Here is a 25,824-nt window from a genome sequence, read left to right as displayed (position 1 = left end):
GCCTGGCAATGTGCCGGGCAATGCCCTTGTAAGTAACCATCATGACGACACTCACGCTGAACACTTCACTGCTGAATTCTCAATCGATTCTGGTCGCCTTTAGCGGCGGGCTGGATTCCACCGTGCTGCTGCATCAGCTGGTACTGTGGCGAGCGCAAAATCCTGAGGTTGCCTTGCGTGCAATCCATATTCATCACGGATTAAGCCCGCAGGCAGACAGTTGGGTGCAACACTGTGAGTCGGTATGCGCACAGTGGCAGGTGCCGCTGGTGGTTGAACGGGTCCATCTTGAGGATGATGGTTTGGGCATCGAAGCTCAGGCGCGACGCGCGCGCTATCAGGCATTTGCGCAGACCTTACTACCGGGTGAAGTGCTGATGACCGCCCAGCATCTCGACGACCAGTGTGAAACCTTTCTACTGGCGCTTAAGCGCGGCAGTGGTCCTGCCGGGCTTTCCGCCATGGGCGAAAGCTCACCATTTGCCGGAACCCAACTGATTCGACCGCTGCTGGCGCAAACGCGAGAGGCGCTTGAAGCATGGGCGCGACAGCATGAATTATGCTGGATCGAAGATGAAAGTAATCAGGATGATGCCTACGATCGCAATTTTCTCAGATTGCGCGTTACCCCCTTGCTCCAACAACGATGGCCGCACTTCGCGCAAGCCGCAGCCCGTAGCGCCGCGCTGTGCGCCGAGCAGGAGAGTTTACTGGATGAACTGCTGGCCAATGATTTAGCCGACTGCGTGACTGCCCAAGGCACACTGTTACTGGCACCGTTAATGATGATGAGTGGCGTGCGGCGTGCCGCTCTGCTTCGTCGCTGGTTGGCGGGGGTAAATGCGCCGATGCCTTCCCGGGACGGGCTGGAACGTATCTGGCAGGAAGTGGCGTTGGCGCGAGAAGATGCTTCCCCCTGTTTTCGTCTAGGAGAATATGAGGTCCGTCGCTATCAGTCACAGCTATGGTGGGTTAAATCGGTCGACGGGCAAAGCGAAACAGTCATCCCGTGGTCATGCCGGGAAACGCCGTTGACGCTGCCAGATGGGTTAGGCTCGGTGCAGCTAATCTCTGCTGGCGAATTGCGCATGCCGCAAGCAGGTGAAGCCGTCAGTATTCGTTTTAAAGCGCCAGGCGTATTGCATATTGTCGGGCGTAACGGTGGACGTAAATTAAAGAAAATCTGGCAGGAGCAGGGGATCCCGCCCTGGCGACGAGATACCACGCCGTTGTTGTTTTACGGTGAAACGTTGATTGCGGCTGCGGGTGTTTTTGTGACGCGTGAGGGTGCGGCGGTAGATGAAGAAGGTATGAGTCTGATTTGGCATGCCTGATGGCGGTGCGATTATCAGGCCTGGTCATTTAGGCCTGATAAGGTGCAAGAAAAGTTAAGATTCGCTGACGACCACGGTACCGATTTGCGGGTGGCTGAAGCTGGCAATTTTATCGAGACGAAGCTCCCGGATTTCACCTGCGACATCTGCGACCAGATACTCCACGTTTTTGCGTGAAACCAGGTCATTCGCTTTCGCCTGCAAAACTTCGCCATCTTTAAGCGCCAGCGTCAGTAACAAATGGTTCTGGCAGGCGAGTTCAAGATTGTCGTAATCATCACAATTGATGGGTTGATACGTTTCATTCATTGACATAATCGCTCACCAGTAAGTTGGCGGCAGCATAGGCCGCTTTTTCCCTGACCGACTCTGGAAGGGCGCTGTCTGCCGCCACTTCATTAAGCACCTTCAATACGCAACCCAGCGCATCCGGGATATACCCTAAGTCTCCGCTGGCGATTTCCGCGTACCGCTTGCGTATTAACTCACAATATTTTTCCACATGCCCTCCTGTCAGCACTCTGACTTAACCGTGGATGCAAGTCTAAGCCTACGAAGATAAACTCTGTTTAGCAAGGTGACTATACCATACTCATTCAAGCAATATCAGCGCCTTGATTGAGGAGCTGTTAGCAGCCTTTTGCCGCAGTTTTCGCTACAATGAGCGCCTGATTCGAAAGGAGTTCTCTCATGGCGCTTAAAGCGACAATTTATAAAGCCGTCGTCAACGTAGCGGATCTCGACCGCAACCAGTTCCTTGACGCGGCCTTGACGCTGGCGCGTCATCCCTCTGAAACCCAGGAGCGCATGATGCTGCGCCTGCTGGCCTGGATTAAATATGCCGATGAACGGCTGCAGTTCACGCGTGGCCTGAGTGCTGAAGACGAGCCTGAAGCATGGCTGCGTAACGATCATCTGGGCATCGATCTCTGGATTGAACTGGGACTGCCGGATGAGCGTCGTATTAAAAAAGCCTGTACCCAGTCTGGTGAGGTTGCTCTGTTTACTTACAACAGCCGTGCGGCCCAGATCTGGTGGCAGCAAAATCAGAACAAGTGTGCGCAGTTTAAAAACCTCACCGTGTGGTATCTGGATGATGAACAACTGGCGCAACTGAGTGATTTTGCTGGTCGTACAATGGCGCTGCAGGCAACTATCCAGGATGGCGCCATCTGGCTGTCTGATTCTCAGAACAATCTGGAAATTCATCTGACCGCGTGGCAGCCGCGTTCATGATTGTTATCTCCCGGAACGTCTCTATCCCTGACAGTGAGCTGGAAATCACGGCGATTCGGGCACAGGGCGCGGGCGGTCAGCACGTTAACAAGACCTCCACGGCTATCCATTTGCGCTTTGACATTCGGGCCTCAGGCCTGCCAGAGTATTACAAGGAACGTCTGCTGGCCGCCAGCCATCATCTGATTAGCAGCGATGGCGTTATTATCATTAAGGCGCAGGAATACCGTAGCCAGGAGCTAAATCGGGAAGCGGCAATCTCCCGACTGGTGGCGGTGATAAAAGAATTAACCGCGGTGCAAAAAAGCCGACAGGCAACACGTCCTACGCGCGCCTCGAAAGAGCGCAGGTTGTCATCGAAGGCGCAAAAATCTACAGTGAAAGCACTGCGTGGGAGAGTTCGTCGAACGCAAGACTGACGAGCGGGAATAAAAAATTATAAGGAATTCATAGTGAAAACAGCAATATTGTCCGTGGTCGCTGCATGCACGCTTTTTTCCTTGATCGGCTGTAACAACCGTACTGAAGTCGATGTACTACAGCCGACGCGGGCGGCAGAATTAAAACCGATGCAGCAAAGCTGGCGTGGCATTTTGCCTTGCGCGGACTGCGAAGGAATTGAAACCTCTCTGTTCCTGGAAAAAGACGGCACATGGGTGATGAATGAACGCTATCAGGGCGTGCGAGATGAACCGTCCTCCTTTGCTTCTTATGGTACATGGGCGCGCACTGCCGATAAGCTGGTGCTGACTGACAGCAAAGGTGAGAAGTCGTACTACCGGGCAAAAGGTGAAGCGCTGGAGATGCTCGATCGTGAAGGTAACCCGATTGAGTCACAGTTCAACTACACGCTTGAGCCAGTTTCCGCCAGCTTACCGGTGACGCCAATGCCGATGCGGGGCATGTACTTCTATATGGCTGACGCGGCAACCTTCACTGATTGTGCGACGGGTAAAAGAGTCTCTGTCGCGAACAATGCACAACTGGAGCGAGATTATCTGACTGCGCGTGGTGCAACGGATAAGGCAGTTCTGCTTACTGTGGAAGGGCACTTCACGATGGAAGAAAATCCTGATACGGGCACGCCAGTGAAAACCTTAAGAGCGGATAAAGAAATTAAGTTTATCCCTGGCCAGAGTTGCGATGATTAATCTGCAGCTTATAAAAACTGTCCGGCGATCGCCCGGACAGTTTTTTCTTATCGGATCAATCCAACAAAACGGCTGGTTTTGATATAAATCCCTAACTTCAGGTGGCCGATATACTGTAGCTGCGTTTCAGACTTAAACGCGGAAATGTCACCTTCGCGCATATGCATCAGGTCGGAAGGGCTAATCCAACCCGGCTGCGCCATTGTTAGCGGATGCCCGGCTGTGGCAAACGCATCGGTTACAAATTCGGAGCAAAACCACACCTTCTTTTCTCCTTCGCTGGTATTGTTCAACTGTGCTTTTGCCAGCCCGCTGACGCATTGCTGGCGAAAATCCTCTGAGAAAGGATTCAATGAACATATTTGCCGGGTCACCATAAACGGAATAAATTCGACGATGCCGCGGTAGTTATAGCCGCTATCTTTGATTTTATAAGCGAATGTTTTGATTTCTTCGGCCTGCTGCGGTGTGAGGTTGGGGACCCGCAGAGCAAAAAGCTTATCGCTGTGATTTTCAGCCTTTTTAAGCGAAATGATTTGTACTCCCGCCCCGGTCGCTTCGGCAACTTCATTATCGCCAAGGTAAACGGCGACATGGCTGACAGAAGAGGTGCTGAACGCGCGAATACCAAATGAGGTCACCCCAAGACTGGAGGAGAACAGCAGGTCGCCCGGCCTGAGGTCGGTATCCGTAATTTCATGCAGCGCTTGATCGGTAAATGAACTTTGATGCTGGAGTTTTACCTCCCATTTCTTTGCCTGGGCATCAACAGCGGTTGCTGATGAATTTTGCTGACTGACGTCAGTCGTGCAGGCTGAAAGCAGAAGAACGAAGGGGAGGAGCAGGCGGTAATACGCCGTTGGTTTAGCCATTTTATACAATCCATGTAAAAAAGGCCCTGATCCTCAGGGCCTTGTGCTGGTATTAGCCTTTAATAGCTTTGACCAGGTAGTCGACGATGTCGCCGGTTTTAATCAGCTCTTTCTCGCCGTTACGACGGTATTTGTATTCGATATCGTCGTTGTCGAGGTTACGGTCGCCCAGCACGATGGTATGCGGAATACCGATGAGCTCCATATCAGCAAACATCACGCCTGGACGCTCTTTACGATCGTCCATCAACACTTCAATACCCTGCGCGCGCAGCTCCGCGTACAGCTTCTCAGCCAGCTCCTGCACACGGTAGGATTTGTGCATGTTCATCGGCAGAATAGCAACCTGGAACGGGGCAATGGCGTCTGGCCATACAATGCCGCGATCGTCGTAGTTCTGTTCAATCGCAGCAGCCACAACGCGAGTGACCCCGATACCGTAGCAGCCCATGGTCAGCGTCTGGTTACGACCATCTTCTCCCTGAACGGCGGCTTTCATCGCTTCAGAGTACTTGGTACCCAACTGGAAGATGTGGCCCACTTCGATACCGCGTTTGATCATCAGCGTACCTTTGCCATCCGGGCTTGGGTCGCCGGCGACCACGTTACGAATGTCAGCCACTTCCGGGGTGGCCACGTCACGATCCCAGTTGATACCGAAATAGTGTTTACCGTCGATGTTGGCACCGGCAGCAAAATCGCTCATTACCGCAACGGTACGGTCGATAACCACCGGAATCGGCATGTTCACCGGACCCAGAGATCCAGGACCTGCTTTAACCAGCGCACGAATTTCTTCTTCGGTGGCGAAGGTCAGCGGGCTGGCAACCTGCGGCAGTTTTTCCGCCTTGACTTCGTTCAGCTCGTGATCGCCACGAACCAGCAGCGCAACCAGCGGGTAGCTGCTGCCTTCAACCGCTTTCACCAGCAGGGTTTTCACGGTTTTCTCGATAGGCAGGTTGAATTGTTCAACCAGCTCGGCGATGGTTTTAGCATTCGGCGTATCAACCAGCGTCATTTCCTGTGTTGCAGCGGCGCGCGGTTCTTTCGGTGCAACAGCTTCGGCAAACTCGATGTTTGCCGCATAGTCGGAAGAGTCAGAGAAGATCACATCGTCTTCACCGCTCTGCGCCAGCACCTGGAATTCGTGAGAGGCGCTGCCGCCGATAGAACCGGTATCCGCTTGTACCGCACGGAAATCCAGCCCCATACGGCTGAAGATTTTGCTGTACGCAGCGTACATCGCGTCGTAGGTTTCCTGCAGAGATTCCTGAGAAGTGTGGAAAGAGTAGGCATCTTTCATCAGGAATTCGCGGGAACGCATCACGCCGAAGCGCGGACGCACTTCGTCACGGAATTTGGTCTGGATCTGATAGAAGTTCAGCGGCAGCTGTTTGTAAGAGCTCAGCTCATTACGGATCAGGTCGGTGATCACTTCTTCATGCGTTGGGCCGAGTACGAACGAACGATCGCCACGGTCAGCAATACGCAGCAGTTCCGGGCCGTATTGTTCCCAACGGCCGCTCTCTTCCCACAGTTCAGAAGGCTGAACGACCGGCATCAACACCTCGATCGCACCGGCGTTGTTCATCTCTTCACGCACGATGTTTTCGACTTTTTTCAGGACGCGCACGCCGGTCGGCAGCCAGGTATATAACCCGGAGGCCAGCTTGCGGATCATCCCGGCGCGCAGCATCAGCTGGTGGCTGATGACCTCGGCGTCGGCAGGTGTCTCCTTCAGAGTGGAGAGCAGATATTGGCTAGTACGCATGTTGTTACGGTTCCAGTTGAACGATCGAACAGGCTCAAAATGAGCCTGGCACAAAACAAAAGTGGTTTAGTTTACCAGCGAGAAGGGGATGTCAAAAGAGTACGCGATGCAAATTAGCGGGCTTCCAGAGCAAAGACCTCAAATCCTGACGGCGTCACGCGCCAGCGGACGTTAAAGTCCAGCAACCAGACGGCATAGGTTTTGCCTTCTTCCTCGTTTTTACGGTAGGCAGGACGCGGATCCTGCGCCAGCACTTCGGCAATAAACTGACGAAGATGCGGGTAACGCTGTTCGAGCTTTGGTAGTTGCTCAGCGAGCTCTTCACTGAACGTCACGTCTACACTGGCCTGCGGCGCGTTCTGAGCATAGCTGGCGCGAGCATCAGGCAGCGATTCGGCAAACGGCAGATATGGTTTTATATCCACTACCGGCGTGCCATCAACAAGATCCAGCCCGCCGAGCTCAAGGATTACGTGCTCTTTATGGCAACGGATGCCCCGCAGCTCAACCAACGACATGCCAACAGGGTTCGGACGAAACGTTGAACGTGTGGCAAAGACGCCCATTCTGGCATTGCCGCCAAGACGGGGAGGGCGCACGGTTGGACGCCATCCCCCTTCCATTGTCTGGTGAAAAACAAAAATCACCCACAAATGGCTGAAGGCTTCCAGGCCGCGAACGGCATCGGTCTGGTTATAAGGTGCGAGCAAATGCAGTTCACCGTTGGCACTTTTCACCAGACCCGGCTGGCGTGGAACGGCGAACTTTTCTTTATAAGGTGAGCGGATAACGCCTATTTGCTCGAACTGAAAATGGCTCATTTCGCCGAAATGTTCAGTGCAGAACCGATGCAAACCGCCTGGCGATAGCAACCCGGCGTTCCGCTGGTTACTTCACAACTGTGCAGCAATACCGCATTTGCTTTCATTTTAGATGCGTTAATCTGCATGCGTTTGCGTGCGGTTGGAATGCTCGGCGGTGAATCCTGGTTGGATGCCTGGCAGGATTCGCCGCTGACTTCGCCGAGATCGCGGAACGGTTTGCCAACTAAATCTTCAGCGTTAGTAATGATTCTTACCGGCGCCGCGCGCGGTGCTTTGGGTTTTTCCGGCTCCGCTTTAGGCGGGGTAGCGGTGCTTTGAACGGGTTCAACAGGGGATCTGCTTAACATAGAACAGCCGCTCAGCATGAGTGCTACTAAACAGATCGGTAAAGCACGCATAATATTTCCTCAATGAATAATCTAAACGTCAGATATTGAATCAGGTGCTTGCATAAATGACAAGACGGGCAAGCGCCCGTCCTGATGATATTACAGATTCTGGAAACAGCCTAAAATTACCAGCCCTTAACAGCACCGCCGTTGAAGACTTTGTTTGCTGCTTCGTACACTTCGTCAGACTGGTATGCCTGAACGAATTTCTTCACATTCTCAGCATCTTTATTGTCTTCACGAGTCACGATCAGGTTTACGTACGGAGAATCTTTATCTTCAACAAAGATACCGTCTTTAGCCGGGGTTAGGCCGATCTGGCTGGCGTAGGTCGTGTTGATGACCGCCAGTGCGATTTGCGCATCGTCCAGGGAACGCGGCAGCTGCGGCGCTTCCAGTTCAACCAGCTTCAGGTTTTTCGGGTTTTCAATCACGTCCAGCGCGGTCGGCAGCAGACCAACACCCTCTTTCAGTTTGATTAAGCCCACTTTTTGCAGCAGCAGCAGGGAGCGGCCAAGGTTAGTCGGATCGTTTGGAATCGCGACCTGAGAACCTTCTTGCAACTCATCCAGTGATTTGATTTTTTTAGAGTAGCCCGCAATCGGGTAAACAAAAGTATTACCTGCAGCAACCAGTTTGTAGCCGCGATCTTTGATCTGTTGATCCAGGTAAGGTTTGTGCTGGAAGGCGTTAGCATCAATATCGCCTTTGCTCAGTGCTTCGTTAGGCAGGACGTAATCGTTAAACGTGACCAGCTCAACGTCCAGACCGTATTTTTCTTTAGCCACTTTCTGCGCGACTTCTGCGACCTGCTGCTCTGCGCCAACAATAACGCCCACTTTGATGTGGTTAGGATCTTTTTCATCCTGACCGCAACCCACAAGTGCCAGAGAACCGATCAGGGCTCCAACTGCCGCAAAGGTTTTGAATTTGAACGCCATGCTTATTTCCTTTTCTTAATGAGTTTTTAGTGTTGTGTGCAACGTTATTTGTGCGTGACAGCCCGGACGATGCGATCACCGGATAACTGAATTAAATAAACCAGAATGACGAGCAATACCAGCACTGTATTCATGACGGTAGCGTTGTAGCCAATATAACCGTACTGATAACCAATCTGGCCAAGACCACCGGCACCGACGGCACCGCCCATCGCGGAATACCCCACCAGCGTGATAAGGGTGATGGTGGCCGCATTGACCAGTCCAGGCAGTGCTTCTGGTAGTAATACCTTACGTACAATTTGCAGCGGCGTGGCGCCCATTGCACGGGAGGCTTCAATCAGCCCGGTCGGGATTTCGAGCAGCGCGTTTTCCACCATACGGGCGATAAACGGCGCGGCGCCGACGGTCAGCGGGACGATAGCGGCCTGCAGCCCAATAGAGGTGCCAACGATCATGCGGGTGAACGGAATCATCCACACCAGCAAGATAATGAATGGGATGGAACGGAAAATATTCACCAGTGCAGAGAGTGTGCGGTAGAGCTTCGCGTTCTCAATGATTTGCCCCGGCCGCGTTACGTACAGCAACACGCCAACCGGCAGGCCAATCACAAAACCAAAAAAACCGGACACAAAGGTCATTGCCAGCGTTTCCCATACGCCGCGAACCAGCAGCCACATCATCGGCTCAGACATAACCCAGTACCTCTACTTTTACATGGTGTTCCTGCAACCAGTTAATGGCTGCTTGTGTATCTTCCTGTGTGCCGTGCATTTCAGTCAGCATGATGCCGAACTTCACGCCGCCGGCGTAATCCATCTGCGCGCTAATAATGTTGTTATTCACGTTAAAACGACGGGCCGTCTCCGAAAGTAATGGCGCATCAACCGAATGACCGGTGAATTCCATGCGCAGCATTGGCACGCTGTCGGCTTCTGGCTTTGCTTTTAAACGTTCCAGATAATCTTCCGGGATATCCAGGTGTAGCGTGGACTGGATAAATTTCTGTGCCAGCGGCGTTTTCGGGTGGGAGAACACTTCGCTGACGGTGTCCTGCTCAATCAGCTCACCATTACTGATGACCGCCACGCAGTCACAAATGCGTTTTACAACGTCCATCTCATGGGTAATCAGCAGAATGGTGAGTCCCAAACGACGGTTAATGTCTTTCAATAATTCCAGAATCGAGCGGGTTGTTGCCGGATCGAGTGCGCTGGTGGCTTCATCACACAGCAACACTTTTGGATTGCTGGCCAGCGCACGCGCAATCGCCACTCGCTGTTTTTGTCCGCCGGAAAGGTTGGCCGGGTAGCTGTCGTGCTTGTCGCCAAGGCCGACTAAATCCAGCAGTTCTGTTACACGGCGTTTGATCTCTTCCTTTGGCGTGTTATCCAGTTCCAGCGGCAGCGCGACGTTGCCAAACACGGTACGGGAAGAGAGCAGGTTAAAGTGCTGGAAAATCATGCCGATTTGACGACGAGCTTTAGTCAGCTCGGATTCAGAAAGCGTCGTCAGCTCCTGACCGCCAACCTGAACACTGCCCTCGGTTGGGCGTTCAAGTAAGTTAACGCAGCGAATGAGCGTACTTTTACCGGCACCGGAGGCGCCAATGACGCCATAAATCTGCCCGGCAGGAACGTGCAGGCTGACTTTATTTAGCGCCTGAATGGTGCGAGTCCCCTGCTGGAACACTTTGGTGATATTCGAAAGTTTAATCATTGGTTATTTATTATCGTAATTAAGTTAGCCGTGGCATTTTCGTCTGTCTGGGACGGTCGAAGCCGTCAACAAGATGGATGTTAAGGCATCCAGACGTCTAAATCAATCTAGCTTTGCACGATGAGCACTTTCTTGCCCGCCGAAACATGCGATACTAGAGCCACATGCCTTATTCAGGAGCTATAAAAGGTGGCAAAATCTGTACCCGCAATTTTTCTCGACCGCGACGGCACCATTAATGTGGACCACGGTTACGTACATGAGATTGACGAGTTCGAGTTTATCGACGGCGTTATTGATGCCATGCGTGAACTTAAAAATATGGGTTACGCGCTCATTATCGTGACAAACCAGTCTGGAATCGCTCGTGGCAAATTTACTGAGGCACAGTTTGAAACGTTGACCGAATGGATGGACTGGTCGCTGGCCGATCGCGACGTTGATTTGGATGGTATCTACTATTGCCCGCATCATCCGCAGGGCACAGTAGAAGAGTATCGTCAGGTCTGCGACTGTCGTAAACCGCATCCTGGAATGTTGATCTCCGCCCGAGACTTCCTGCATATCGATATGGCCGCTTCCTATATGGTAGGCGACAAGATAGAAGATATGCAGGCAGCGGCAGCGGCGAATGTTGGAACGAAGGTTCTGGTGCGCACGGGTAAACCTGTTACGCCGGAAGCAGAAAATGCGGCAGATTTGGTCATAAATAGTCTGGCAGACCTGCCAATGGCGATAAAAAAGCAGCAAAAGTAAGCGCAATGGATAAAAGGTGAGCGGTTGAAACAAAAATGCATTTTTCCGCTTGTCTTCCTGAGTCGACTCCCTATAATGCGCCTCCATCGACACGGCGGATGTGAATCACTTCACACAAACAGCCGGTTCGGTTGAAGAGAAAAACCTGAAAATGAGGGTTGACTCTGAAAGAGGAAAGCGTAATATACGCCACCTCGCGACAGAGCGCTAAAGCGCGTCGCAACCGCTCTTTAACAATTTATCAGACAATCTGTGTGGGCACTCGAAGATACGGATTCTTAACGTCGCAAGACGAAAAATGAATACCAAGTCTCTGAGTGAACACGTAATTCATTACGAAGTTTAATTCACGAGCATCAAACTTAAATTGAAGAGTTTGATCATGGCTCAGATTGAACGCTGGCGGCAGGCCTAACACATGCAAGTCGAACGGTAGCACAGAGGAGCTTGCTCCTTGGGTGACGAGTGGCGGACGGGTGAGTAATGTCTGGGAAACTGCCCGATGGAGGGGGATAACTACTGGAAACGGTAGCTAATACCGCATAACGTCGCAAGACCAAAGAGGGGGACCTTCGGGCCTCTTGCCATCGGATGTGCCCAGATGGGATTAGCTAGTAGGTGGGGTAACGGCTCACCTAGGCGACGATCCCTAGCTGGTCTGAGAGGATGACCAGCCACACTGGAACTGAGACACGGTCCAGACTCCTACGGGAGGCAGCAGTGGGGAATATTGCACAATGGGCGCAAGCCTGATGCAGCCATGCCGCGTGTATGAAGAAGGCCTTCGGGTTGTAAAGTACTTTCAGCGAGGAGGAAGGTGTTGTGGTTAATAACCGCAGCAATTGACGTTACTCGCAGAAGAAGCACCGGCTAACTCCGTGCCAGCAGCCGCGGTAATACGGAGGGTGCAAGCGTTAATCGGAATTACTGGGCGTAAAGCGCACGCAGGCGGTCTGTCAAGTCGGATGTGAAATCCCCGGGCTCAACCTGGGAACTGCATCCGAAACTGGCAGGCTAGAGTCTTGTAGAGGGGGGTAGAATTCCAGGTGTAGCGGTGAAATGCGTAGAGATCTGGAGGAATACCGGTGGCGAAGGCGGCCCCCTGGACAAAGACTGACGCTCAGGTGCGAAAGCGTGGGGAGCAAACAGGATTAGATACCCTGGTAGTCCACGCCGTAAACGATGTCGACTTGGAGGTTGTGCCCTTGAGGCGTGGCTTCCGGAGCTAACGCGTTAAGTCGACCGCCTGGGGAGTACGGCCGCAAGGTTAAAACTCAAATGAATTGACGGGGGCCCGCACAAGCGGTGGAGCATGTGGTTTAATTCGATGCAACGCGAAGAACCTTACCTACTCTTGACATCCAGAGAACTTAGCAGAGATGCTTTGGTGCCTTCGGGAACTCTGAGACAGGTGCTGCATGGCTGTCGTCAGCTCGTGTTGTGAAATGTTGGGTTAAGTCCCGCAACGAGCGCAACCCTTATCCTTTGTTGCCAGCGGTTCGGCCGGGAACTCAAAGGAGACTGCCAGTGATAAACTGGAGGAAGGTGGGGATGACGTCAAGTCATCATGGCCCTTACGAGTAGGGCTACACACGTGCTACAATGGCATATACAAAGAGAAGCGACCTCGCGAGAGCAAGCGGACCTCATAAAGTATGTCGTAGTCCGGATTGGAGTCTGCAACTCGACTCCATGAAGTCGGAATCGCTAGTAATCGTGGATCAGAATGCCACGGTGAATACGTTCCCGGGCCTTGTACACACCGCCCGTCACACCATGGGAGTGGGTTGCAAAAGAAGTAGGTAGCTTAACCTTCGGGAGGGCGCTTACCACTTTGTGATTCATGACTGGGGTGAAGTCGTAACAAGGTAACCGTAGGGGAACCTGCGGTTGGATCACCTCCTTACCTTAAAGAAACGTTCTTTGTAGTGCTCACACAGATTGTCTGATGAAAAGTAAATAGCAAGGCGTCTTGCGATTGAGACTTCAGTGTCCCCTTCGTCTAGAGGCCCAGGACACCGCCCTTTCACGGCGGTAACAGGGGTTCGAATCCCCTAGGGGACGCCACTTGCTGGTATGTGTGAGTGAAAGTCGCCGACCGAAGTATCTCAAAACAGACTTTCGAGTCTCGTTTGAGATATTTGCTCTTTAAAAATCTGGATCAAGCTGAAAATTGAAACGACACACTGTTTCATTTCTCCGTAAACAAGAAATGAAAAGCGGTGTGTTCGAGTCTCTCAAATTTTCGCAACACTGAAGTGTTTTACGAAACATCTTCGGGTTGTGAGGTTAAGCGACTAAGCGTACACGGTGGATGCCCTGGCAGTCAGAGGCGATGAAGGACGTGCTAATCTGCGATAAGCGTCGGTAAGGTGATATGAACCGTTATAACCGGCGATTTCCGAATGGGGAAACCCAGTGTGATTCGTCACACTATCATTACGTGAATACATAGCGTAATGAAGCGAACCGGGGGAACTGAAACATCTAAGTACCCCGAGGAAAAGAAATCAACCGAGATTCCCCCAGTAGCGGCGAGCGAACGGGGAGCAGCCCAGAGTCTGAATCAGCATGTGTGGTAGTGGAACGGTCTGGAAAGTCCGGCGATACAGGGTGACAGCCCCGTACACAAAAGTGCATGTGTTGTGAACTCGAAGAGTAGGGCGGGACACGTGGTATCCTGTCTGAATATGGGGGGACCATCCTCCAAGGCTAAATACTCCTGACTGACCGATAGTGAACCAGTACCGTGAGGGAAAGGCGAAAAGAACCCCGGCGAGGGGAGTGAAAAAGAACCTGAAACCGTGTACGTACAAGCAGTGGGAGCCTCTTTATGGGGTGACTGCGTACCTTTTGTATAATGGGTCAGCGACTTATATTCTGTAGCAAGGTTAACCGAATAGGGGAGCCGAAGGGAAACCGAGTCTTAACTGGGCGTTAAGTTGCAGGGTATAGACCCGAAACCCGGTGATCTAGCCATGGGCAGGTTGAAGGTTGGGTAACACTAACTGGAGGACCGAACCGACTAATGTTGAAAAATTAGCGGATGACTTGTGGCTGGGGGTGAAAGGCCAATCAAACCGGGAGATAGCTGGTTCTCCCCGAAAGCTATTTAGGTAGCGCCTCGTGAATTCATCTTCGGGGGTAGAGCACTGTTTCGGCTAGGGGGTCATCCCGACTTACCAACCCGATGCAAACTGCGAATACCGAAGAATGTTATCACGGGAGACACACGGCGGGTGCTAACGTCCGTCGTGAAGAGGGAAACAACCCAGACCGCCAGCTAAGGTCCCAAAGTCATGGTTAAGTGGGAAACGATGTGGGAAGGCACAGACAGCCAGGATGTTGGCTTAGAAGCAGCCATCATTTAAAGAAAGCGTAATAGCTCACTGGTCGAGTCGGCCTGCGCGGAAGATGTAACGGGGCTAAACCATGCACCGAAGCTGCGGCAGCGACACTATGTGTTGTTGGGTAGGGGAGCGTTCTGTAAGCCGTTGAAGGTGTGCTGTGAGGCATGCTGGAGGTATCAGAAGTGCGAATGCTGACATAAGTAACGATAATGCGGGTGAAAAACCCGCACGCCGGAAGACCAAGGGTTCCTGTCCAACGTTAATCGGGGCAGGGTGAGTCGACCCCTAAGGCGAGGCCGAAAGGCGTAGTCGATGGGAAACAGGTTAATATTCCTGTACTTGGTGTTACTGCGAGGGGGGGACGGAGAAGGCTATGTTAGCCGGGCGACGGTTGTCCCGGTTTAAGCATGTAGGCGGAGATTCCAGGTAAATCCGGAGTCTTGTTAACGCTGAGGTGTGATGACGAGGCACTACGGTGCTGAAGTAACAAATGCCCTGCTTCCAGGAAAAGCCTCTAAGCATCAGGTAACACGAAATCGTACCCCAAACCGACACAGGTGGTCAGGTAGAGAATACCAAGGCGCTTGAGAGAACTCGGGTGAAGGAACTAGGCAAAATGGTGCCGTAACTTCGGGAGAAGGCACGCTGATATGTAGGTGAAGTGATTTACTCATGGAGCTGAAATCAGTCGAAGATACCAGCTGGCTGCAACTGTTTATTAAAAACACAGCACTGTGCAAACACGAAAGTGGACGTATACGGTGTGACGCCTGCCCGGTGCCGGAAGGTTAATTGATGGGGTTATCCGTAAGGAGAAGCTCTTGATCGAAGCCCCGGTAAACGGCGGCCGTAACTATAACGGTCCTAAGGTAGCGAAATTCCTTGTCGGGTAAGTTCCGACCTGCACGAATGGCGTAATGATGGCCAGGCTGTCTCCACCCGAGACTCAGTGAAATTGAACTCGCTGTGAAGATGCAGTGTACCCGCGGCAAGACGGAAAGACCCCGTGAACCTTTACTATAGCTTGACACTGAACACTGGTCCTTGATGTGTAGGATAGGTGGGAGGCTTTGAAGTGTGGACGCCAGTCTGCATGGAGCCAACCTTGAAATACCACCCTTTAATGGCTGGTGTTCTAACGTAGACCCGTAATCCGGGTTGCGGACAGTGTCTGGTGGGTAGTTTGACTGGGGCGGTCTCCTCCTAAAGAGTAACGGAGGAGCACGAAGGTTAGCTAATCCTGGTCGGACATCAGGAGGTTAGTGCAAAGGCATAAGCTAGCTTGACTGCGAGAGTGACGGCTCGAGCAGGTGCGAAAGCAGGTCTTAGTGATCCGGTGGTTCTGAATGGAAGGGCCATCGCTCAACGGATAAAAGGTACTCCGGGGATAACAGGCTGATACCGCCCAAGAGTTCATATCGACGGCGGTGTTTGGCACCTCGATGTCGGCTCATCACATCCTGGGGCTGAAGTAGGTCCCAAGGGTATGGCTGTTCGCCATTTAAAGTGGTACGCGAGCTGGGTTTAGAACGTCGTGAGACAGTTCGGTCCCTATCTGCCGTGGGCGCTGGAGAATTGAGGGGGGCTGCTCCTAGTACGAGAGGACCGGAGTGGACGCATCACTGGTGTTCGGGTTGTCATGCCAATGGCATTGCCCGGTAGCTAAATGCGGAAGAGATAAGTGCTGAAAGCATCTAAGCACGAAACTTGCCCCGAGATGAGTTCTCCCTGACCCTTTAAGGGTCCTGAAGGAACGTTGAAGACGACGACGTTGATAGGTCGGGTGTGTAAGCGTAGCGATACGTTGAGCTAACCGATACTAATGAACCGTGAGGCTTAACCTTACAACGCCGAAGATGTTTTGGCGGATGAGACATCGAAATTCAGCTTGATTACAGATTACATCGACATGCGAAAAGCGTGTTGATAAACAGAATTTGCCTGGCGGCTGTAGCGCGGTGGTCCCACCTGACCCCATGCCGAACTCAGAAGTGAAACGCCGTAGCGCCGATGGTAGTGTGGGGTCTCCCCATGCGAGAGTAGGGAACTGCCAGGCATCAAATTGCAGTAAACCGGGATGAATAATCCGGGTAGTGACAAAGAAATTCGGTGGAGCGGTAGTTCAGTTGGTTAGAATACCTGCCTGTCACGCAGGGGGTCGCGGGTTCGAGTCCCGTCCGTTCCGCCACTTATTAAGAGCCCTGAGCTAACGCTCAGGGCTTTTTCTTTTCCAGCGATTTAATTATTGCTGAATTCGCAAAAATCCTCTGCATTTTTCACTCTTTTTCGGCAAAGAACTGATGGTCATAATCCTCTCAGTTAACGAACATAGTGATTAAAAAGAGGAATTCTATGACTATCCCTGCATTCGGTTTAGGTACGTTTCGCCTGAAAGACGACGTGGTTATCGCTTCTGTCAAAACGGCGCTTGAGCTGGGCTACCGTGCTGTCGACACTGCGCAAATCTATGAAAATGAAGCGGCTGTTGGTCAGGCAATTGCCGAAAGTGGCGTACCGCGTAACGAGTTGTACATCACCACCAAGATCTGGATTGAAAATCTCAGCAAAGACAAACTGATCCCAAGTCTGAAAGAAAGTCTGAAGAAACTGCGTACGGATTATGTTGATTTGACGCTGATCCACTGGCCATCTCCGGGCGATGCGGTATCCGTTGAAGAGTTTATGCAGGCGCTGCTTGAAGCGAAAGAGCAGGGGCTGACTCGCGAAATTGGTATCTCAAACTTCACTATTCCGCTGATGGAAAAAGCCATTGCTACAGTCGGTGCAGACAATATCGCGACCAACCAGATTGAGCTGTCTCCGTATCTGCAGAGTCGTAAGGTGGTTGACTGGGCTAAAGCGCACGGTATCCACATCACCTCTTACATGACGCTGGCTTACGGTAAGGCGCTAAAAGATGAAGTGATTGCACGCATTGCCGCTAAACATAACGCGACCCCGGCGCAGGTTATTCTGGCATGGGCAATGGATGAAGGTTACTCCGTGATCCCTTCATCTACCAAGCGTGAAAACCTGGCAAGCAACCTGCTGGCGCTGGACCTGCATCTGGATACTGAAGATAAAAAAGCGATCGCGGCACTGGACTGCAACGATCGTCTGGTCAGCCCGGAAGGTCTGGCCCCTGATTGGGATTAATTGCCCGACCCTCTGTACCTTTAACCCTCTTTCACAGCTCCTTCGGGAGCTGTTCTTATATACTCACTTAAAAAGTCTATAAATGCCCGAATGCGTGTACTGACCGCACGATCGCTGTAGTAAACGGCGCTGAAAGGCATTTCTACCGGCAGACGTTTATCGGCCAGCAGCTCCACCAGTTCTCCCCGCGCGATCTCTTTATCAATCATATAATCTGAAAGACATGCGATACCATTGCCGCTCAGGCAAAGCTGTTTTAACGTTTCCCCGCTGTTGGAAGAAATCCCACATTCGACCTCATGGAGCTGTCCGTCGCTACGGGCAATCGGCCAGGTATTGAGTGAAACGGGTTCGGAAAACCCCAGACACAGATGCTGCTTTAACTGTTCGACAGTCTCGGGCTTGCCAAAACGGGCAATATAGTCCGGTGAGGCAATAATCTTACGATAGCTGGTAAACAACGGACGCGCACGCAGGCTTGAGTCAGTCAGCGTACCTGCTCGTATCGCGACATCCACTTTTCGTTCAATAAGATTGATGAACGTTTCTGAGGAGACAAGAGACAATGTCATCTCAGGATATCGCTCACGGAACGGTTTGATTAGCGGCATCAGGAAATGCAGCATCACCGGCGTTGCCGCGTCGATACGCAGCAGGCCGCGCGGGGTATTGCGTGACTCCATGATTTCCGTTTCTGCTGCTGCCATCTCTTGCAGTATCTGCTGCACACGCCTGAAGTAGCGTTCTCCTTCTTCAGTCAGGCTTAGCTGTCGGGTCGTTCGATTAAGCAGACTCACACCCAATTTCATCTCCAGCTTTTTTACTGCCCGACTGACTGCGGAATTAGCCTGACCGAGTTGTTCTGCCGCCCGGCTGAAGCTGCCGCTTTCCACAACGGCCACAAAAATCGCAAGTTCTTCAGAGGTTGCTTTCATTTTTGCACCTGACGCAAAATTATATTGAGATTTTGAATATTTTTGTTATTAAAACATCCCGGCATACTGCGTGTCATCTGATTACTGATGTTACGGAGTTATTTATGCCTCTCGCTTTATTTGCACTAACAATAAGTGCCTTCGCTATTGGCACGACTGAGTTTGTGATTGTTGGCCTGGTGCCGACCATCGCTCAACAACTGGCGATCTCGTTACCTTCAGCTGGGATGCTGGTTTCAATCTATGCGCTGGGTGTGGCGATTGGCGCACCAGTGCTGACCGCTCTGACCGGAAGCCTGCCACGTAAACAGCTGCTTGTCGCGCTGATGGTCCTGTTTACGGCGGGGAATTTACTGGCATGGCAGGCACCCGGGTATATGACACTTATTGTCGCCCGTCTGCTGACGGGGCTGGCTCACGGCGTATTCTTCTCGATTGGTTCCACTATCGCGACAAGTCTGGTGCCAAAAGAAAAAGCGGCTTCCGCTATCGCTATTATGTTCGGTGGCTTAACCGTTGCGTTGGTCACGGGCGTGCCGCTGGGTACGTTTATCGGCCAGCACTTTGGCTGGCGTGAGACTTTCCTGGCAGTATCAATGTTAGGCGTGATTGCGCTGATTAGTAGCCAACTACTGATCCCGGCTAACATTCCTGGTCGAGCGGCCGCCAGCATTCGCGACCAGGTGAAAGTGCTGACTCATCCTCGTCTGTTGCTGATTTACGCCGTTACGGCATTGGGCTACGGTGGTGTGTTCACGGCTTTCACCTTCCTGGCACCGATGATGCAGGATCTGGCGGGCTTCTCCCCGGCAGCGGTGAGCTGGATCTTACTGGGTTACGGCGTATCAGTCGCTATCGGCAATATCTGGGGCGGTAAACTGGCGGATAAGCATGGTGCGGTTCCTGCATTGAAATTCATTTTCGCCGCGCTGTTTGTTCTGCTGATGGTCTTCCAACTGACGGCTTCCACGCAGTACGCCGCGCTGGCTACCATTCTGGTGATGGGGATCTTTGCCTTCGGTAACGTACCAGGGTTGCAGGTCTACGTGGTACAGAAAGCGGAACAATTTACGCCCAATGCTGTTGATGTGGCGTCAGGGCTGAACATTGCAGCGTTTAACATTGGTATTGCACTGGGTTCCGTGATTGGCGGACAAACGGTCGAGCATTATGGGTTGGCGCAGACACCATGGATTGGCGCACTTATTGTTCTGGTGGCTTTCCTGCTGATGGGGCTGAGCGGCCGTCTTGATAAGCCCACGCACGTTGCTCTGGGGTAAATCATTGATGTAAGCGCCCACTTACAAAACAAACTGCAATTGTTCGTTGAAAGTGAGTGCTAAAATCCCTATAACAGAAGAACCAGTCCGGCTGCGGACTGGTTGACGTTACAGAGGTTTGAAAGTCTAAAGTGCGAAAAAACACCTATGCCATGCGTTATGTTGCCGGACAACCCGCCGAGCGGATTTTACCGCCGGGCTCGTTTGCGCATATTGGCCAGGCATTACCCGCAGGCGTACCGTTGAGCAGTGAAGATCGCATTCGCGTGCTGGTATGGAATATTTTTAAACAGCAGCGAGCAGAATGGCAGTCGGTGCTGAAGAATTTTGGTAAAGACGCGCATCTGGTGTTATTGCAGGAAGCGCAAACCACACCAGAACTGGTGCAGTTTGCGACCACTAACTATCTCGCTGCCGACCAGGTTCCCGCCTTTGTGCTGCCTCAGCACCCCTCTGGCGTTATGACACTCTCCTCCGCCCATCCAGTTTACTGCTGCCCATTGCGCGAGCGTGAGCCTATTTTACGGCTGGCGAAATCGGCGCTGGTGACGGTGTACCCGTTGCCTGACACTCGGTTGTTAATGGTGGTGAATATCCACGCGGTTAACTTTAGCCTTGGCGTTGATGTCTATAGTAAGCAGTTACTTCCCATTGGCGATCAGATTGCTCATCACAGCGGCCCGGTGATTATGGCCGGCGATTTTAATGCCTGGAGCCGTCGACGGATGAATGCGCTGTACCGCTTTGCGCGTGAAATGTCGCTGCGCCAGGTGCGCTTTACCGACGATCAGCGCCGCCGCGCGTTTGGTCGTCCTCTCGATTTTGTGTTCTATCGCGGTCTGAACGTGAGTGAGGCCTCTGTGCTGGTCACCCGCGCCTCCGACCACAACCCGCTACTCGTTGAATTCAGTCCCGGCAAACCTGAACAATAACGGTGTGTCAGGTCTGCCGTAGGGCAGGCCTGTGATGGTTGCCCTTCATATTTCACAACAACCGAAGGACAACACAATGACAACACGCTCTCATCATGACAACGTCGAAAAACAGTTTGGCTCTCAGGCTAATGCCTACTTAACCAGTGCGGTGCACGCCTCTGGTCGTGACTTGCAACGTCTGGGGGAAAGGTTGCTGGCATTTCCGCAGGCCCGCGTGTTGGATATGGGATGCGGAGCGGGGCACGCCAGCTTTGTGGCCGCGCAATACGCAAAGCAGGTAGTGGCATATGATTTATCGTCGCAGATGCTTGACGTGGTCACTGAAGCGGCAAAAGACAGAGGTCTGGAGAATATCGCCACACGGCAGGGTTATGCTGAAAGCCTGCCGTTTGAAGATAACGTATTTGACGTGGTGATTAGCCGCTATTCCGCGCATCACTGGCATGATGTCGGGCGTGCGTTGCGAGAAGTGAACCGCGTTCTGAAGCCCGGCGGCGTGCTGATTGTGATGGATGTGATGTCGCCAGGCCATCCTGTACGTGACATCTGGTTGCAAACTGTGGAGGCGTTACGCGATACCTCGCACGTACGCAACTATTCCAGCGGAGAATGGCTGTCGTTAATCAATGACGCCAATCTGATTGCCGATACCTTGTTAACCGATCGTCTGCCGCTGGAGTTCAGTTCGTGGGTGGCGCGGATGCGTACGCCTGCAGCGTTGAGCGACGCGATCCGTGTATACCAACAAAGTGCTTCTGCGGAAGTGAAAGCCTATTTTGCGTTACAGGAAGATGGCTCGTTTACCAGCGACACGATAATGGTTGAAGCACATAAAGCGGGATAAATAAAAAAGGCACTGGGGGGAAACCAGTGCCTTCATTTCTACAATGCTATCAGGAGTCCGGCATCCCGCTGTTTTTCACAAACAACGTTAGCTGATCGCCTGGCTGCAGATTGTTCGTATCGCTGTTCCAGCGCATCACATCCTTGATGTTAACCCCGTGGCGTTTGGCAATGCTCGAGAGCGAGTCGCCTTTACGCACACGATAGGTGATGCTATCGCTGTTGTTCGCCAGTCGCTGTGCGCTGGTACCAGCGCCCACCGTCAGATTTTGGCCTACTTTCAGCGATGACCCGCGCAGATTATTCCACTGCTTAAGGTCATTGGTGCTCACGCCAAGACGTGAAGCGACGCCAGAAAGCGTATCGCCAGAGCGAACTTTGTAGCTACGGCTGTTCAGCGGCGTGTTATCCGCAACCAACGTTGACTGCACGGCTGCAATTTCGCCTGAGGCCAGAGACTCACGCAGCTTCTCTGCATGCTTCTTTGGCACCATCACATATTGCGGACCGCTGGCACCCAACGTGGAGCCTTTCACGCCTGCATTGAAGGTTTTCAGCTTGCTGACGGAAATACCTGCCATATCGGCAACCTGAGCCATTTCAACCGGGCTACTCAGGCGAACACGTGCCAACGCGCGGCTTTCGTCTGTTGTTGGCAGACGCACGCCATAGCGTTTGCTGTTTTTGAGTATATCGCTCAATGCCAGCATTTTTGGCACATATAGCTTCGTTTCCTGAGGCAATGGCAACGACCAGAAGTCAGTGGGTTTACCACGGGCTTTGTTCGTTTTAATTGCCTTCATGACACGACCTTCACCGCTATTATAAGCAGCAACGGTCAGCAGCCAGTCGCCATCAAACATTTTGTTCAGACGCTGCATCATGTCCAGTGCGGCGGTGGTGGAAGCCACAACGTCGCGACGTGCATCATAATTGCGGGTCTGTTTTAAACCATAATTGCGCCCCGTGCTCGGAATGATCTGCCAAATACCTGCGGCATTGGCGCCAGACGTTGCGTGAGGATCAAAAGCGCTCTCCACTATGGGTAGTAGTACCAGTTCCATTGGCATGTTACGTTTCTTAACCTGCCCGGCTATCCAGTACATATACGGCTCTGCCCGTAAAGTTACATCGTGGAGATAGCTCTTATTGCGTAAATACTTCTGTTTCTGTTCGCGAATCCGGTTGTTTTCCGGAATTCCCATCTTTAGCTCGTCACCAATGAAAGCCCACAAATCTTGATCAGCAGCGATAGATGTTCCGTCGTCCATCCATCGCGCCTGACTTGTAAACTTTCCTGCTTCCCCTTGACCAGCTGCAGAAAGGCTCTGTGCGTGTTGTTGGACGTTACCAGTATTCTGGCACCCAACAAGCAGGACAGAGGCGAGTAATATCGCTTTTGCCTTCATGTGTGTGTCAATAGTTGCTTAAAAGACGACCGATCATAACGGCGAAGTTTTCAAAAGGCAACCCGCAATTGTCAGAACGTATCTTTCTTTGACCTTAACCAGGCAAAACGCTCTTCAGGTTGTTGCAATATTGTTTTTTTATTTATTTCATTAATTAAATCAATATCTTCCGTTCTTAAAAAAAGATTATTTCGTCGCTCATTTTTCAGAATTACGGGCAGTGTCATTTGTTTTTTTACGCGTAACTCATTAACTTTACGATAATATTCATTTATGAACGGATCGTGCGGAAGAATGCTTAAGGCAAACTTCATGTTTGCTAATGTGTACTCATGTGCGCAACAAATCAATGTATCGTCAGGAAGTGCGTTTAGTTTTTTAAGTGATTGATACATTTGAGATGCTGTGCCTTCAAAAAGCCGACCGCAGCCACCGGAGAAGAGCGTGTCGCCGCAAAACAGGTAAGGGTGGCTAAAGTAACAGATATGTCCTAAAGTGTGACCCGGCGTAGCAATTACAGTAAATTCATGCCCCAAAACGAGTGCAATATCGCCATCTTCGACTATATGCGTCGTTCCCTTATCTTGCGTTTCAGACGGTCCGTATACCGCTATTTGTGGGAAATGTTGCAGAAGTTCTTTCACGCCGCCCACGTGATCCTGATGATGATGTGTCAGCAGAATGGCCTCGGGAACCCAGTTATGTTCTGCAATAGCTTTCAGAACAGGTGCTGCTTCACCCGGGTCCACAATCAGACAATGTTTGTCATTATTCGACAGGACCCAGATGTAATTGTCCTGAAATGCAGTAATACTGTTAAGATTCATAGATTACCTCTCAATGCGTAACGGAAGGTTGTGATGAAACCGGCAAGGATCCCTCAAACTGTCGTAGCGCCCGTTAGTTGGGATGATTTTCCCTGGGGCGAACACTATCGTCAGGCGCTGGAGCATCAGCTTAACCCGTGGTTCGCAAAAATGTACGGATTTCATCTGCTTAAGATTGGTAATTTAAGCGCAGAAATCAATTCTGAAGCGTGCGCGGTTTCTCATCAGGTAAATGTTTCTTTGCAAGGCGCTCCCATGCAGGTGACTGCCGATCCTTTACATCTGCCCTTTGCCGATAAGTCCGTGGATGTTTGTTTGTTGGCTCATACGCTGCCGTGGTGTTCCGATCCACATCGCTTACTGCATGAAGCCGATCGCGTGCTTATTGATGACGGTTGGTTGATTCTGAGCGGCTTTAACCCGGTAAGTCTGATGGGATTGCGTAAACTGGTGCCCGTATTGCGTAAAACATCGCCCTACAACAGCCGGATGTTTACCCTCATGCGGCAGTTGGACTGGCTCTCATTGCTGAATTTTGAAGTACTGCACTACAGCCGTTTTCATGTCCTGCCCTGGAACAAGAAGGGCGGGAAAATGTTAAGCGCCCATATCCCTGCGCTGGGCTGTTTGCAACTGGTGGTTGCGCGTAAGCGGACCATTCCGCTTACGCTCAACCCGATGAAACAAAATAAAAGCAAAACGCCTATCCGCCAGGCCGTTGGCGCAACCCGGCAATACCGTAAACCGGACGCTTAAGCCTCCGCCTGATACCCAATATCATCCTGAGTGGGACGCATTGCTGCGGCGCGCGCAAGCTCATCACAGCGTTCGTTTTCCGGATGGCCCGCATGGCCTTTAACCCATTCCCATTTGATTTGATGCGGCCCCAGCGCGGTATCCAGACGTTTCCACAGATCGACGTTCTTCACTGGTTTTTTATCTGCTGTTTTCCAGCCGCGCTTCTTCCAGTTGTGGATCCACTGCGTAATGCCCTGGCGCACATACTGGCTGTCCGTGCTGAGTATCACTTCACACTGTTCTTTCAGGGCTTCCAGCGCAACGATTGCCGCCATCAGCTCCATGCGATTATTGGTGGTGAGGTTGTAGCCTTCGCTAAAGGTTTTTTCGCGCCCGCGATAGCGTAAAATCGCCCCATAACCACCTGGCCCTGGATTTCCCAGGCAAGAACCATCGGTGAAAATCTCTACCTGTTTAAGCATCTCTGGTAGACTTCCTGTTTTAGCAAATCGAAATCAAACGATAAGTCTGACATAAATGACCGTTATGAGCACTGGAATTACACGACAGATCGTCCTCGATACCGAAACCACCGGTATGAACCAGATTGGCGCCCACTACGAAGGCCACAAGATCATTGAGATCGGTGCGGTTGAAGTGGTGAACCGCCGCCTGACCGGGAATAACTTCCACGTTTACCTGAAACCGGATCGGCTGGTGGACCCGGAAGCGTTTGGTGTACACGGAATCGCAGACGAATTCCTGCTTGATAAACCTACGTTTGCCGATGTGGCCGATGAGTTTCTCGACTACATCCGCGGTGCGGAGCTGGTCATCCATAACGCATCGTTTGATATCGGCTTTATGGATTACGAATTCGCTAAGCTCAGGCGGGATATTCCGAAAACAAACGAATTCTGCAAAATTACCGATAGCCTGGCGCTGGCGAGGAAAATGTTTCCTGGCAAGCGCAACAGCCTTGATGCGTTATGCTCACGCTATGAAATAGACAACAGTAAGCGAACCCTGCACGGCGCATTGCTCGATGCCCAGATTCTGGCCGACGTTTATCTGATGATGACCGGTGGGCAGACCACGATGGCGTTCTCAATGGAAGGTGACAGCCAGCAGCAGAATGACACGGGGATCCAGCGTATTGTGCGACAGTCCAGCAAACTACGCGTTGTTTTCGCCACTGATGAAGAGTTAGCGGCCCATGAGTCGCGCCTTGACCTGGTGCAGAAGAAAGGCGGAAGTTGCCTCTGGCGGGCATAGTTTGTACGTTTTCCGTATGGAAATGACCATTCGGGTGATTTTTGCAGCAAACGATTAAAAAACGTGAGAAAAAGCGTTGA

General features: G+C 51.8%; 24 protein-coding genes, 2 tRNA genes and 3 rRNA genes. 16 read left to right on the top strand and 13 right to left on the bottom strand.

All coding sequences use genetic code 11. From position 1 onward, the window contains the following. Positions 1-41 precede the first annotated feature (41 nt). Positions 42-1,334 (top strand): tRNA lysidine(34) synthetase TilS, encoded by a 1,293-nt coding sequence (gene tilS, locus HV350_RS19895; protein ID WP_181629194.1) that lies wholly within the window; start codon positions 42-44, stop codon positions 1,332-1,334. Between the two features lie 54 nt (positions 1,335-1,388). Here tilS and rof read toward each other — a convergent pair whose 3' ends face one another. Further along, the gene (rof, locus tag HV350_RS19890) at positions 1,389-1,649 is read right to left on the bottom strand and encodes a Rho-binding antiterminator (protein WP_016151773.1); all 261 of its coding nucleotides are present in this window, start codon (positions 1,647-1,649) and stop codon (positions 1,389-1,391) included. Then, the gene (locus tag HV350_RS19885) at positions 1,636-1,836 is read right to left on the bottom strand and encodes a YaeP family protein (RefSeq protein WP_003018499.1); all 201 of its coding nucleotides are present in this window, start codon (positions 1,834-1,836) and stop codon (positions 1,636-1,638) included. The genes rof and HV350_RS19885 overlap by 14 nt, the downstream gene beginning before the upstream one ends. A 188-nt stretch (positions 1,837-2,024) precedes the next feature. On the opposite strand from HV350_RS19885, the gene HV350_RS19880 reads away from it, so the two are divergent. Genes HV350_RS19880 through nlpE form a run of 3 tightly spaced genes read left to right on the top strand, consistent with a single transcriptional unit; the run spans position 2,025 to position 3,721 of the window. Next, entirely contained in the window at positions 2,025-2,570 is a 546-nt protein-coding gene (locus HV350_RS19880; protein ID WP_046275338.1) for a YaeQ family protein, read from the top strand. Continuing rightward, positions 2,567-2,989 carry an alternative ribosome rescue aminoacyl-tRNA hydrolase ArfB gene (arfB, locus tag HV350_RS19875; protein WP_016151775.1) on the top strand — a complete coding sequence of 141 codons (423 nt, stop codon included), beginning with the start codon at positions 2,567-2,569 and terminating at the stop codon, positions 2,987-2,989. The genes HV350_RS19880 and arfB overlap by 4 nt, the downstream gene beginning before the upstream one ends. A gap of 30 nt (positions 2,990-3,019) precedes the next feature. Next, a complete protein-coding gene (gene nlpE, locus HV350_RS19870; protein ID WP_087121852.1) occupies positions 3,020-3,721 on the top strand; it encodes an envelope stress response activation lipoprotein NlpE in 702 nt (233 codons plus the stop codon). A gap of 47 nt (positions 3,722-3,768) precedes the next feature. Here the strand turns inward: nlpE and HV350_RS19865 are convergent, their stop codons facing one another. The 7 genes from HV350_RS19865 to metN form a co-directional block, all read right to left on the bottom strand. Beyond that, complete coding sequence (locus tag HV350_RS19865) at positions 3,769-4,593, bottom strand: YaeF family permuted papain-like enzyme (RefSeq protein WP_181629192.1); 825 nt, start codon at positions 4,591-4,593, stop codon at positions 3,769-3,771. A 52-nt stretch (positions 4,594-4,645) separates the two neighbouring features. After that, positions 4,646-6,364, bottom strand: coding sequence for a proline--tRNA ligase (gene proS / locus HV350_RS19860; RefSeq protein WP_016151778.1), 1,719 nt, complete (start codon positions 6,362-6,364; stop codon positions 4,646-4,648). Between the two features lie 113 nt (positions 6,365-6,477). Then, positions 6,478-7,185 carry a tRNA (N6-threonylcarbamoyladenosine(37)-N6)-methyltransferase TrmO gene (gene tsaA, locus HV350_RS19855; protein WP_181629190.1) on the bottom strand — a complete coding sequence of 236 codons (708 nt, stop codon included), beginning with the start codon at positions 7,183-7,185 and terminating at the stop codon, positions 6,478-6,480. After that, positions 7,182-7,586 carry an Rcs stress response system protein RcsF gene (gene rcsF / locus HV350_RS19850; RefSeq protein WP_016151780.1) on the bottom strand — a complete coding sequence of 135 codons (405 nt, stop codon included), beginning with the start codon at positions 7,584-7,586 and terminating at the stop codon, positions 7,182-7,184. Before rcsF ends, tsaA begins: the two co-directional genes overlap by 4 nt. Before the next feature lie 116 nt (positions 7,587-7,702). Then, positions 7,703-8,518 carry a methionine ABC transporter substrate-binding lipoprotein MetQ gene (gene metQ / locus HV350_RS19845; RefSeq protein ID WP_047417107.1) on the bottom strand — a complete coding sequence of 272 codons (816 nt, stop codon included), beginning with the start codon at positions 8,516-8,518 and terminating at the stop codon, positions 7,703-7,705. Positions 8,519-8,562: 44 nt separating this feature from the next. After that, a complete protein-coding gene (locus tag HV350_RS19840) occupies positions 8,563-9,216 on the bottom strand; it encodes a methionine ABC transporter permease MetI (RefSeq protein ID WP_016151781.1) in 654 nt (217 codons plus the stop codon). After that, the gene (gene metN / locus HV350_RS19835; RefSeq protein WP_016151782.1) at positions 9,209-10,240 is read right to left on the bottom strand and encodes a methionine ABC transporter ATP-binding protein MetN; all 1,032 of its coding nucleotides are present in this window, start codon (positions 10,238-10,240) and stop codon (positions 9,209-9,211) included. Before metN ends, HV350_RS19840 begins: the two co-directional genes overlap by 8 nt. Before the next feature lie 189 nt (positions 10,241-10,429). Between metN and gmhB the strand changes: the two genes are divergently transcribed. The 7 genes from gmhB to dkgB all read left to right on the top strand — a co-directional run bounded on the left by gmhB (position 10,430) and on the right by dkgB (position 17,502). Continuing rightward, positions 10,430-10,996 carry a D-glycero-beta-D-manno-heptose 1,7-bisphosphate 7-phosphatase gene (gmhB, locus tag HV350_RS19830; RefSeq protein WP_016151783.1) on the top strand — a complete coding sequence of 189 codons (567 nt, stop codon included), beginning with the start codon at positions 10,430-10,432 and terminating at the stop codon, positions 10,994-10,996. 364 nt (positions 10,997-11,360) lie between these two features. Next, a 16S ribosomal RNA gene (locus HV350_RS19825) occupies positions 11,361-12,902 on the top strand. Positions 12,903-12,987: 85 nt separating this feature from the next. After that, a tRNA-Glu gene (locus tag HV350_RS19820) sits at positions 12,988-13,063 on the top strand. 220 nt (positions 13,064-13,283) lie between these two features. After that, positions 13,284-16,190: ribosomal RNA gene (locus HV350_RS19815) — 23S ribosomal RNA — on the top strand. A 96-nt stretch (positions 16,191-16,286) separates the two neighbouring features. Next, a 5S ribosomal RNA gene (gene rrf, locus HV350_RS19810) occupies positions 16,287-16,402 on the top strand. Together the 16S, 23S and 5S rRNA genes with 2 tRNA genes alongside form the textbook arrangement of a ribosomal RNA operon. Before the next feature lie 55 nt (positions 16,403-16,457). Further along, a tRNA-Asp gene (locus HV350_RS19805) sits at positions 16,458-16,534 on the top strand. Positions 16,535-16,698: 164 nt separating this feature from the next. Beyond that, positions 16,699-17,502, top strand: a complete 804-nt coding sequence (dkgB, locus tag HV350_RS19800) for a 2,5-didehydrogluconate reductase DkgB (protein ID WP_019076057.1) — start codon at positions 16,699-16,701, stop codon at positions 17,500-17,502. 20 nt (positions 17,503-17,522) lie between these two features. Here the strand turns inward: dkgB and yafC are convergent, their stop codons facing one another. Continuing rightward, positions 17,523-18,437, bottom strand: coding sequence for a DNA-binding transcriptional regulator YafC (yafC, locus tag HV350_RS19795; protein ID WP_016155740.1), 915 nt, complete (start codon positions 18,435-18,437; stop codon positions 17,523-17,525). Positions 18,438-18,541: 104 nt separating this feature from the next. Here yafC and HV350_RS19790 point away from each other — a divergent pair, with 104 nt between their 5' ends. The 3 genes from HV350_RS19790 to HV350_RS19780 all read left to right on the top strand — a co-directional run bounded on the left by HV350_RS19790 (position 18,542) and on the right by HV350_RS19780 (position 21,496). Further along, positions 18,542-19,717, top strand: coding sequence for an MFS transporter (locus HV350_RS19790; RefSeq protein WP_016151799.1), 1,176 nt, complete (start codon positions 18,542-18,544; stop codon positions 19,715-19,717). Positions 19,718-19,848: 131 nt separating this feature from the next. Continuing rightward, positions 19,849-20,649, top strand: a complete 801-nt coding sequence (locus tag HV350_RS19785) for an endonuclease/exonuclease/phosphatase family protein (protein WP_029139415.1) — start codon at positions 19,849-19,851, stop codon at positions 20,647-20,649. Between the two features lie 76 nt (positions 20,650-20,725). Beyond that, the gene (locus tag HV350_RS19780) at positions 20,726-21,496 is read left to right on the top strand and encodes a class I SAM-dependent methyltransferase (protein WP_046274997.1); all 771 of its coding nucleotides are present in this window, start codon (positions 20,726-20,728) and stop codon (positions 21,494-21,496) included. A gap of 49 nt (positions 21,497-21,545) precedes the next feature. Here HV350_RS19780 and mltD read toward each other — a convergent pair whose 3' ends face one another. Both mltD and gloB read right to left on the bottom strand, forming a co-directional pair. After that, entirely contained in the window at positions 21,546-22,904 is a 1,359-nt protein-coding gene (gene mltD, locus HV350_RS19775) for a murein transglycosylase D (protein WP_029139416.1), read from the bottom strand. 71 nt (positions 22,905-22,975) lie between these two features. Further along, a complete protein-coding gene (gene gloB / locus HV350_RS19770; protein WP_181629188.1) occupies positions 22,976-23,731 on the bottom strand; it encodes a hydroxyacylglutathione hydrolase in 756 nt (251 codons plus the stop codon). A 33-nt stretch (positions 23,732-23,764) separates the two neighbouring features. Here gloB and HV350_RS19765 point away from each other — a divergent pair, with 33 nt between their 5' ends. Next, positions 23,765-24,487, top strand: coding sequence for a class I SAM-dependent methyltransferase (locus HV350_RS19765; RefSeq protein ID WP_016151804.1), 723 nt, complete (start codon positions 23,765-23,767; stop codon positions 24,485-24,487). Here HV350_RS19765 and rnhA read toward each other — a convergent pair. Further along, positions 24,484-24,951 (bottom strand): ribonuclease HI, encoded by a 468-nt coding sequence (gene rnhA / locus HV350_RS19760; RefSeq protein WP_016151805.1) that lies wholly within the window; start codon positions 24,949-24,951, stop codon positions 24,484-24,486. The genes HV350_RS19765 and rnhA overlap by 4 nt on opposite strands. Before the next feature lie 64 nt (positions 24,952-25,015). Here rnhA and dnaQ point away from each other — a divergent pair, with 64 nt between their 5' ends. After that, complete coding sequence (gene dnaQ, locus HV350_RS19755; RefSeq protein WP_029139417.1) at positions 25,016-25,744, top strand: DNA polymerase III subunit epsilon; 729 nt, start codon at positions 25,016-25,018, stop codon at positions 25,742-25,744. The last annotated feature ends 80 nt before the right edge of the window (positions 25,745-25,824 follow it).

This window comes from Citrobacter sp. RHBSTW-01013 (genome assembly GCF_013781985.1).
Taxonomy (GTDB): domain Bacteria; phylum Pseudomonadota; class Gammaproteobacteria; order Enterobacterales; family Enterobacteriaceae; genus Citrobacter; species Citrobacter braakii.
This window is presented reverse-complemented; position numbering and strand designations above follow the sequence as displayed.

Coding starts and splice junctions, on each gene's coding strand:
- tilS (WP_181629194.1), top strand. CDS start 42: ATGACGACACTCACGCTGAACACTTCACTGCTGAATTCTCAATCGATT.
- rof (WP_016151773.1), bottom strand. CDS start 1,649: ATGTCAATGAATGAAACGTATCAACCCATCAATTGTGATGATTACGAC.
- HV350_RS19880 (WP_046275338.1), top strand. CDS start 2,025: ATGGCGCTTAAAGCGACAATTTATAAAGCCGTCGTCAACGTAGCGGAT.
- arfB (WP_016151775.1), top strand. CDS start 2,567: ATGATTGTTATCTCCCGGAACGTCTCTATCCCTGACAGTGAGCTGGAA.
- HV350_RS19865 (WP_181629192.1), bottom strand. CDS start 4,593: ATGGCTAAACCAACGGCGTATTACCGCCTGCTCCTCCCCTTCGTTCTT.
- proS (WP_016151778.1), bottom strand. CDS start 6,364: ATGCGTACTAGCCAATATCTGCTCTCCACTCTGAAGGAGACACCTGCC.
- tsaA (WP_181629190.1), bottom strand. CDS start 7,185: ATGAGCCATTTTCAGTTCGAGCAAATAGGCGTTATCCGCTCACCTTAT.
- rcsF (WP_016151780.1), bottom strand. CDS start 7,586: ATGCGTGCTTTACCGATCTGTTTAGTAGCACTCATGCTGAGCGGCTGT.
- metQ (WP_047417107.1), bottom strand. CDS start 8,518: ATGGCGTTCAAATTCAAAACCTTTGCGGCAGTTGGAGCCCTGATCGGT.
- HV350_RS19840 (WP_016151781.1), bottom strand. CDS start 9,216: ATGTCTGAGCCGATGATGTGGCTGCTGGTTCGCGGCGTATGGGAAACG.
- metN (WP_016151782.1), bottom strand. CDS start 10,240: ATGATTAAACTTTCGAATATCACCAAAGTGTTCCAGCAGGGGACTCGC.
- dkgB (WP_019076057.1), top strand. CDS start 16,699: ATGACTATCCCTGCATTCGGTTTAGGTACGTTTCGCCTGAAAGACGAC.
- yafC (WP_016155740.1), bottom strand. CDS start 18,437: ATGAAAGCAACCTCTGAAGAACTTGCGATTTTTGTGGCCGTTGTGGAA.
- HV350_RS19790 (WP_016151799.1), top strand. CDS start 18,542: ATGCCTCTCGCTTTATTTGCACTAACAATAAGTGCCTTCGCTATTGGC.
- HV350_RS19780 (WP_046274997.1), top strand. CDS start 20,726: ATGACAACACGCTCTCATCATGACAACGTCGAAAAACAGTTTGGCTCT.
- mltD (WP_029139416.1), bottom strand. CDS start 22,904: ATGAAGGCAAAAGCGATATTACTCGCCTCTGTCCTGCTTGTTGGGTGC.
- gloB (WP_181629188.1), bottom strand. CDS start 23,731: ATGAATCTTAACAGTATTACTGCATTTCAGGACAATTACATCTGGGTC.
- HV350_RS19765 (WP_016151804.1), top strand. CDS start 23,765: ATGAAACCGGCAAGGATCCCTCAAACTGTCGTAGCGCCCGTTAGTTGG.
- rnhA (WP_016151805.1), bottom strand. CDS start 24,951: ATGCTTAAACAGGTAGAGATTTTCACCGATGGTTCTTGCCTGGGAAAT.
- dnaQ (WP_029139417.1), top strand. CDS start 25,016: ATGAGCACTGGAATTACACGACAGATCGTCCTCGATACCGAAACCACC.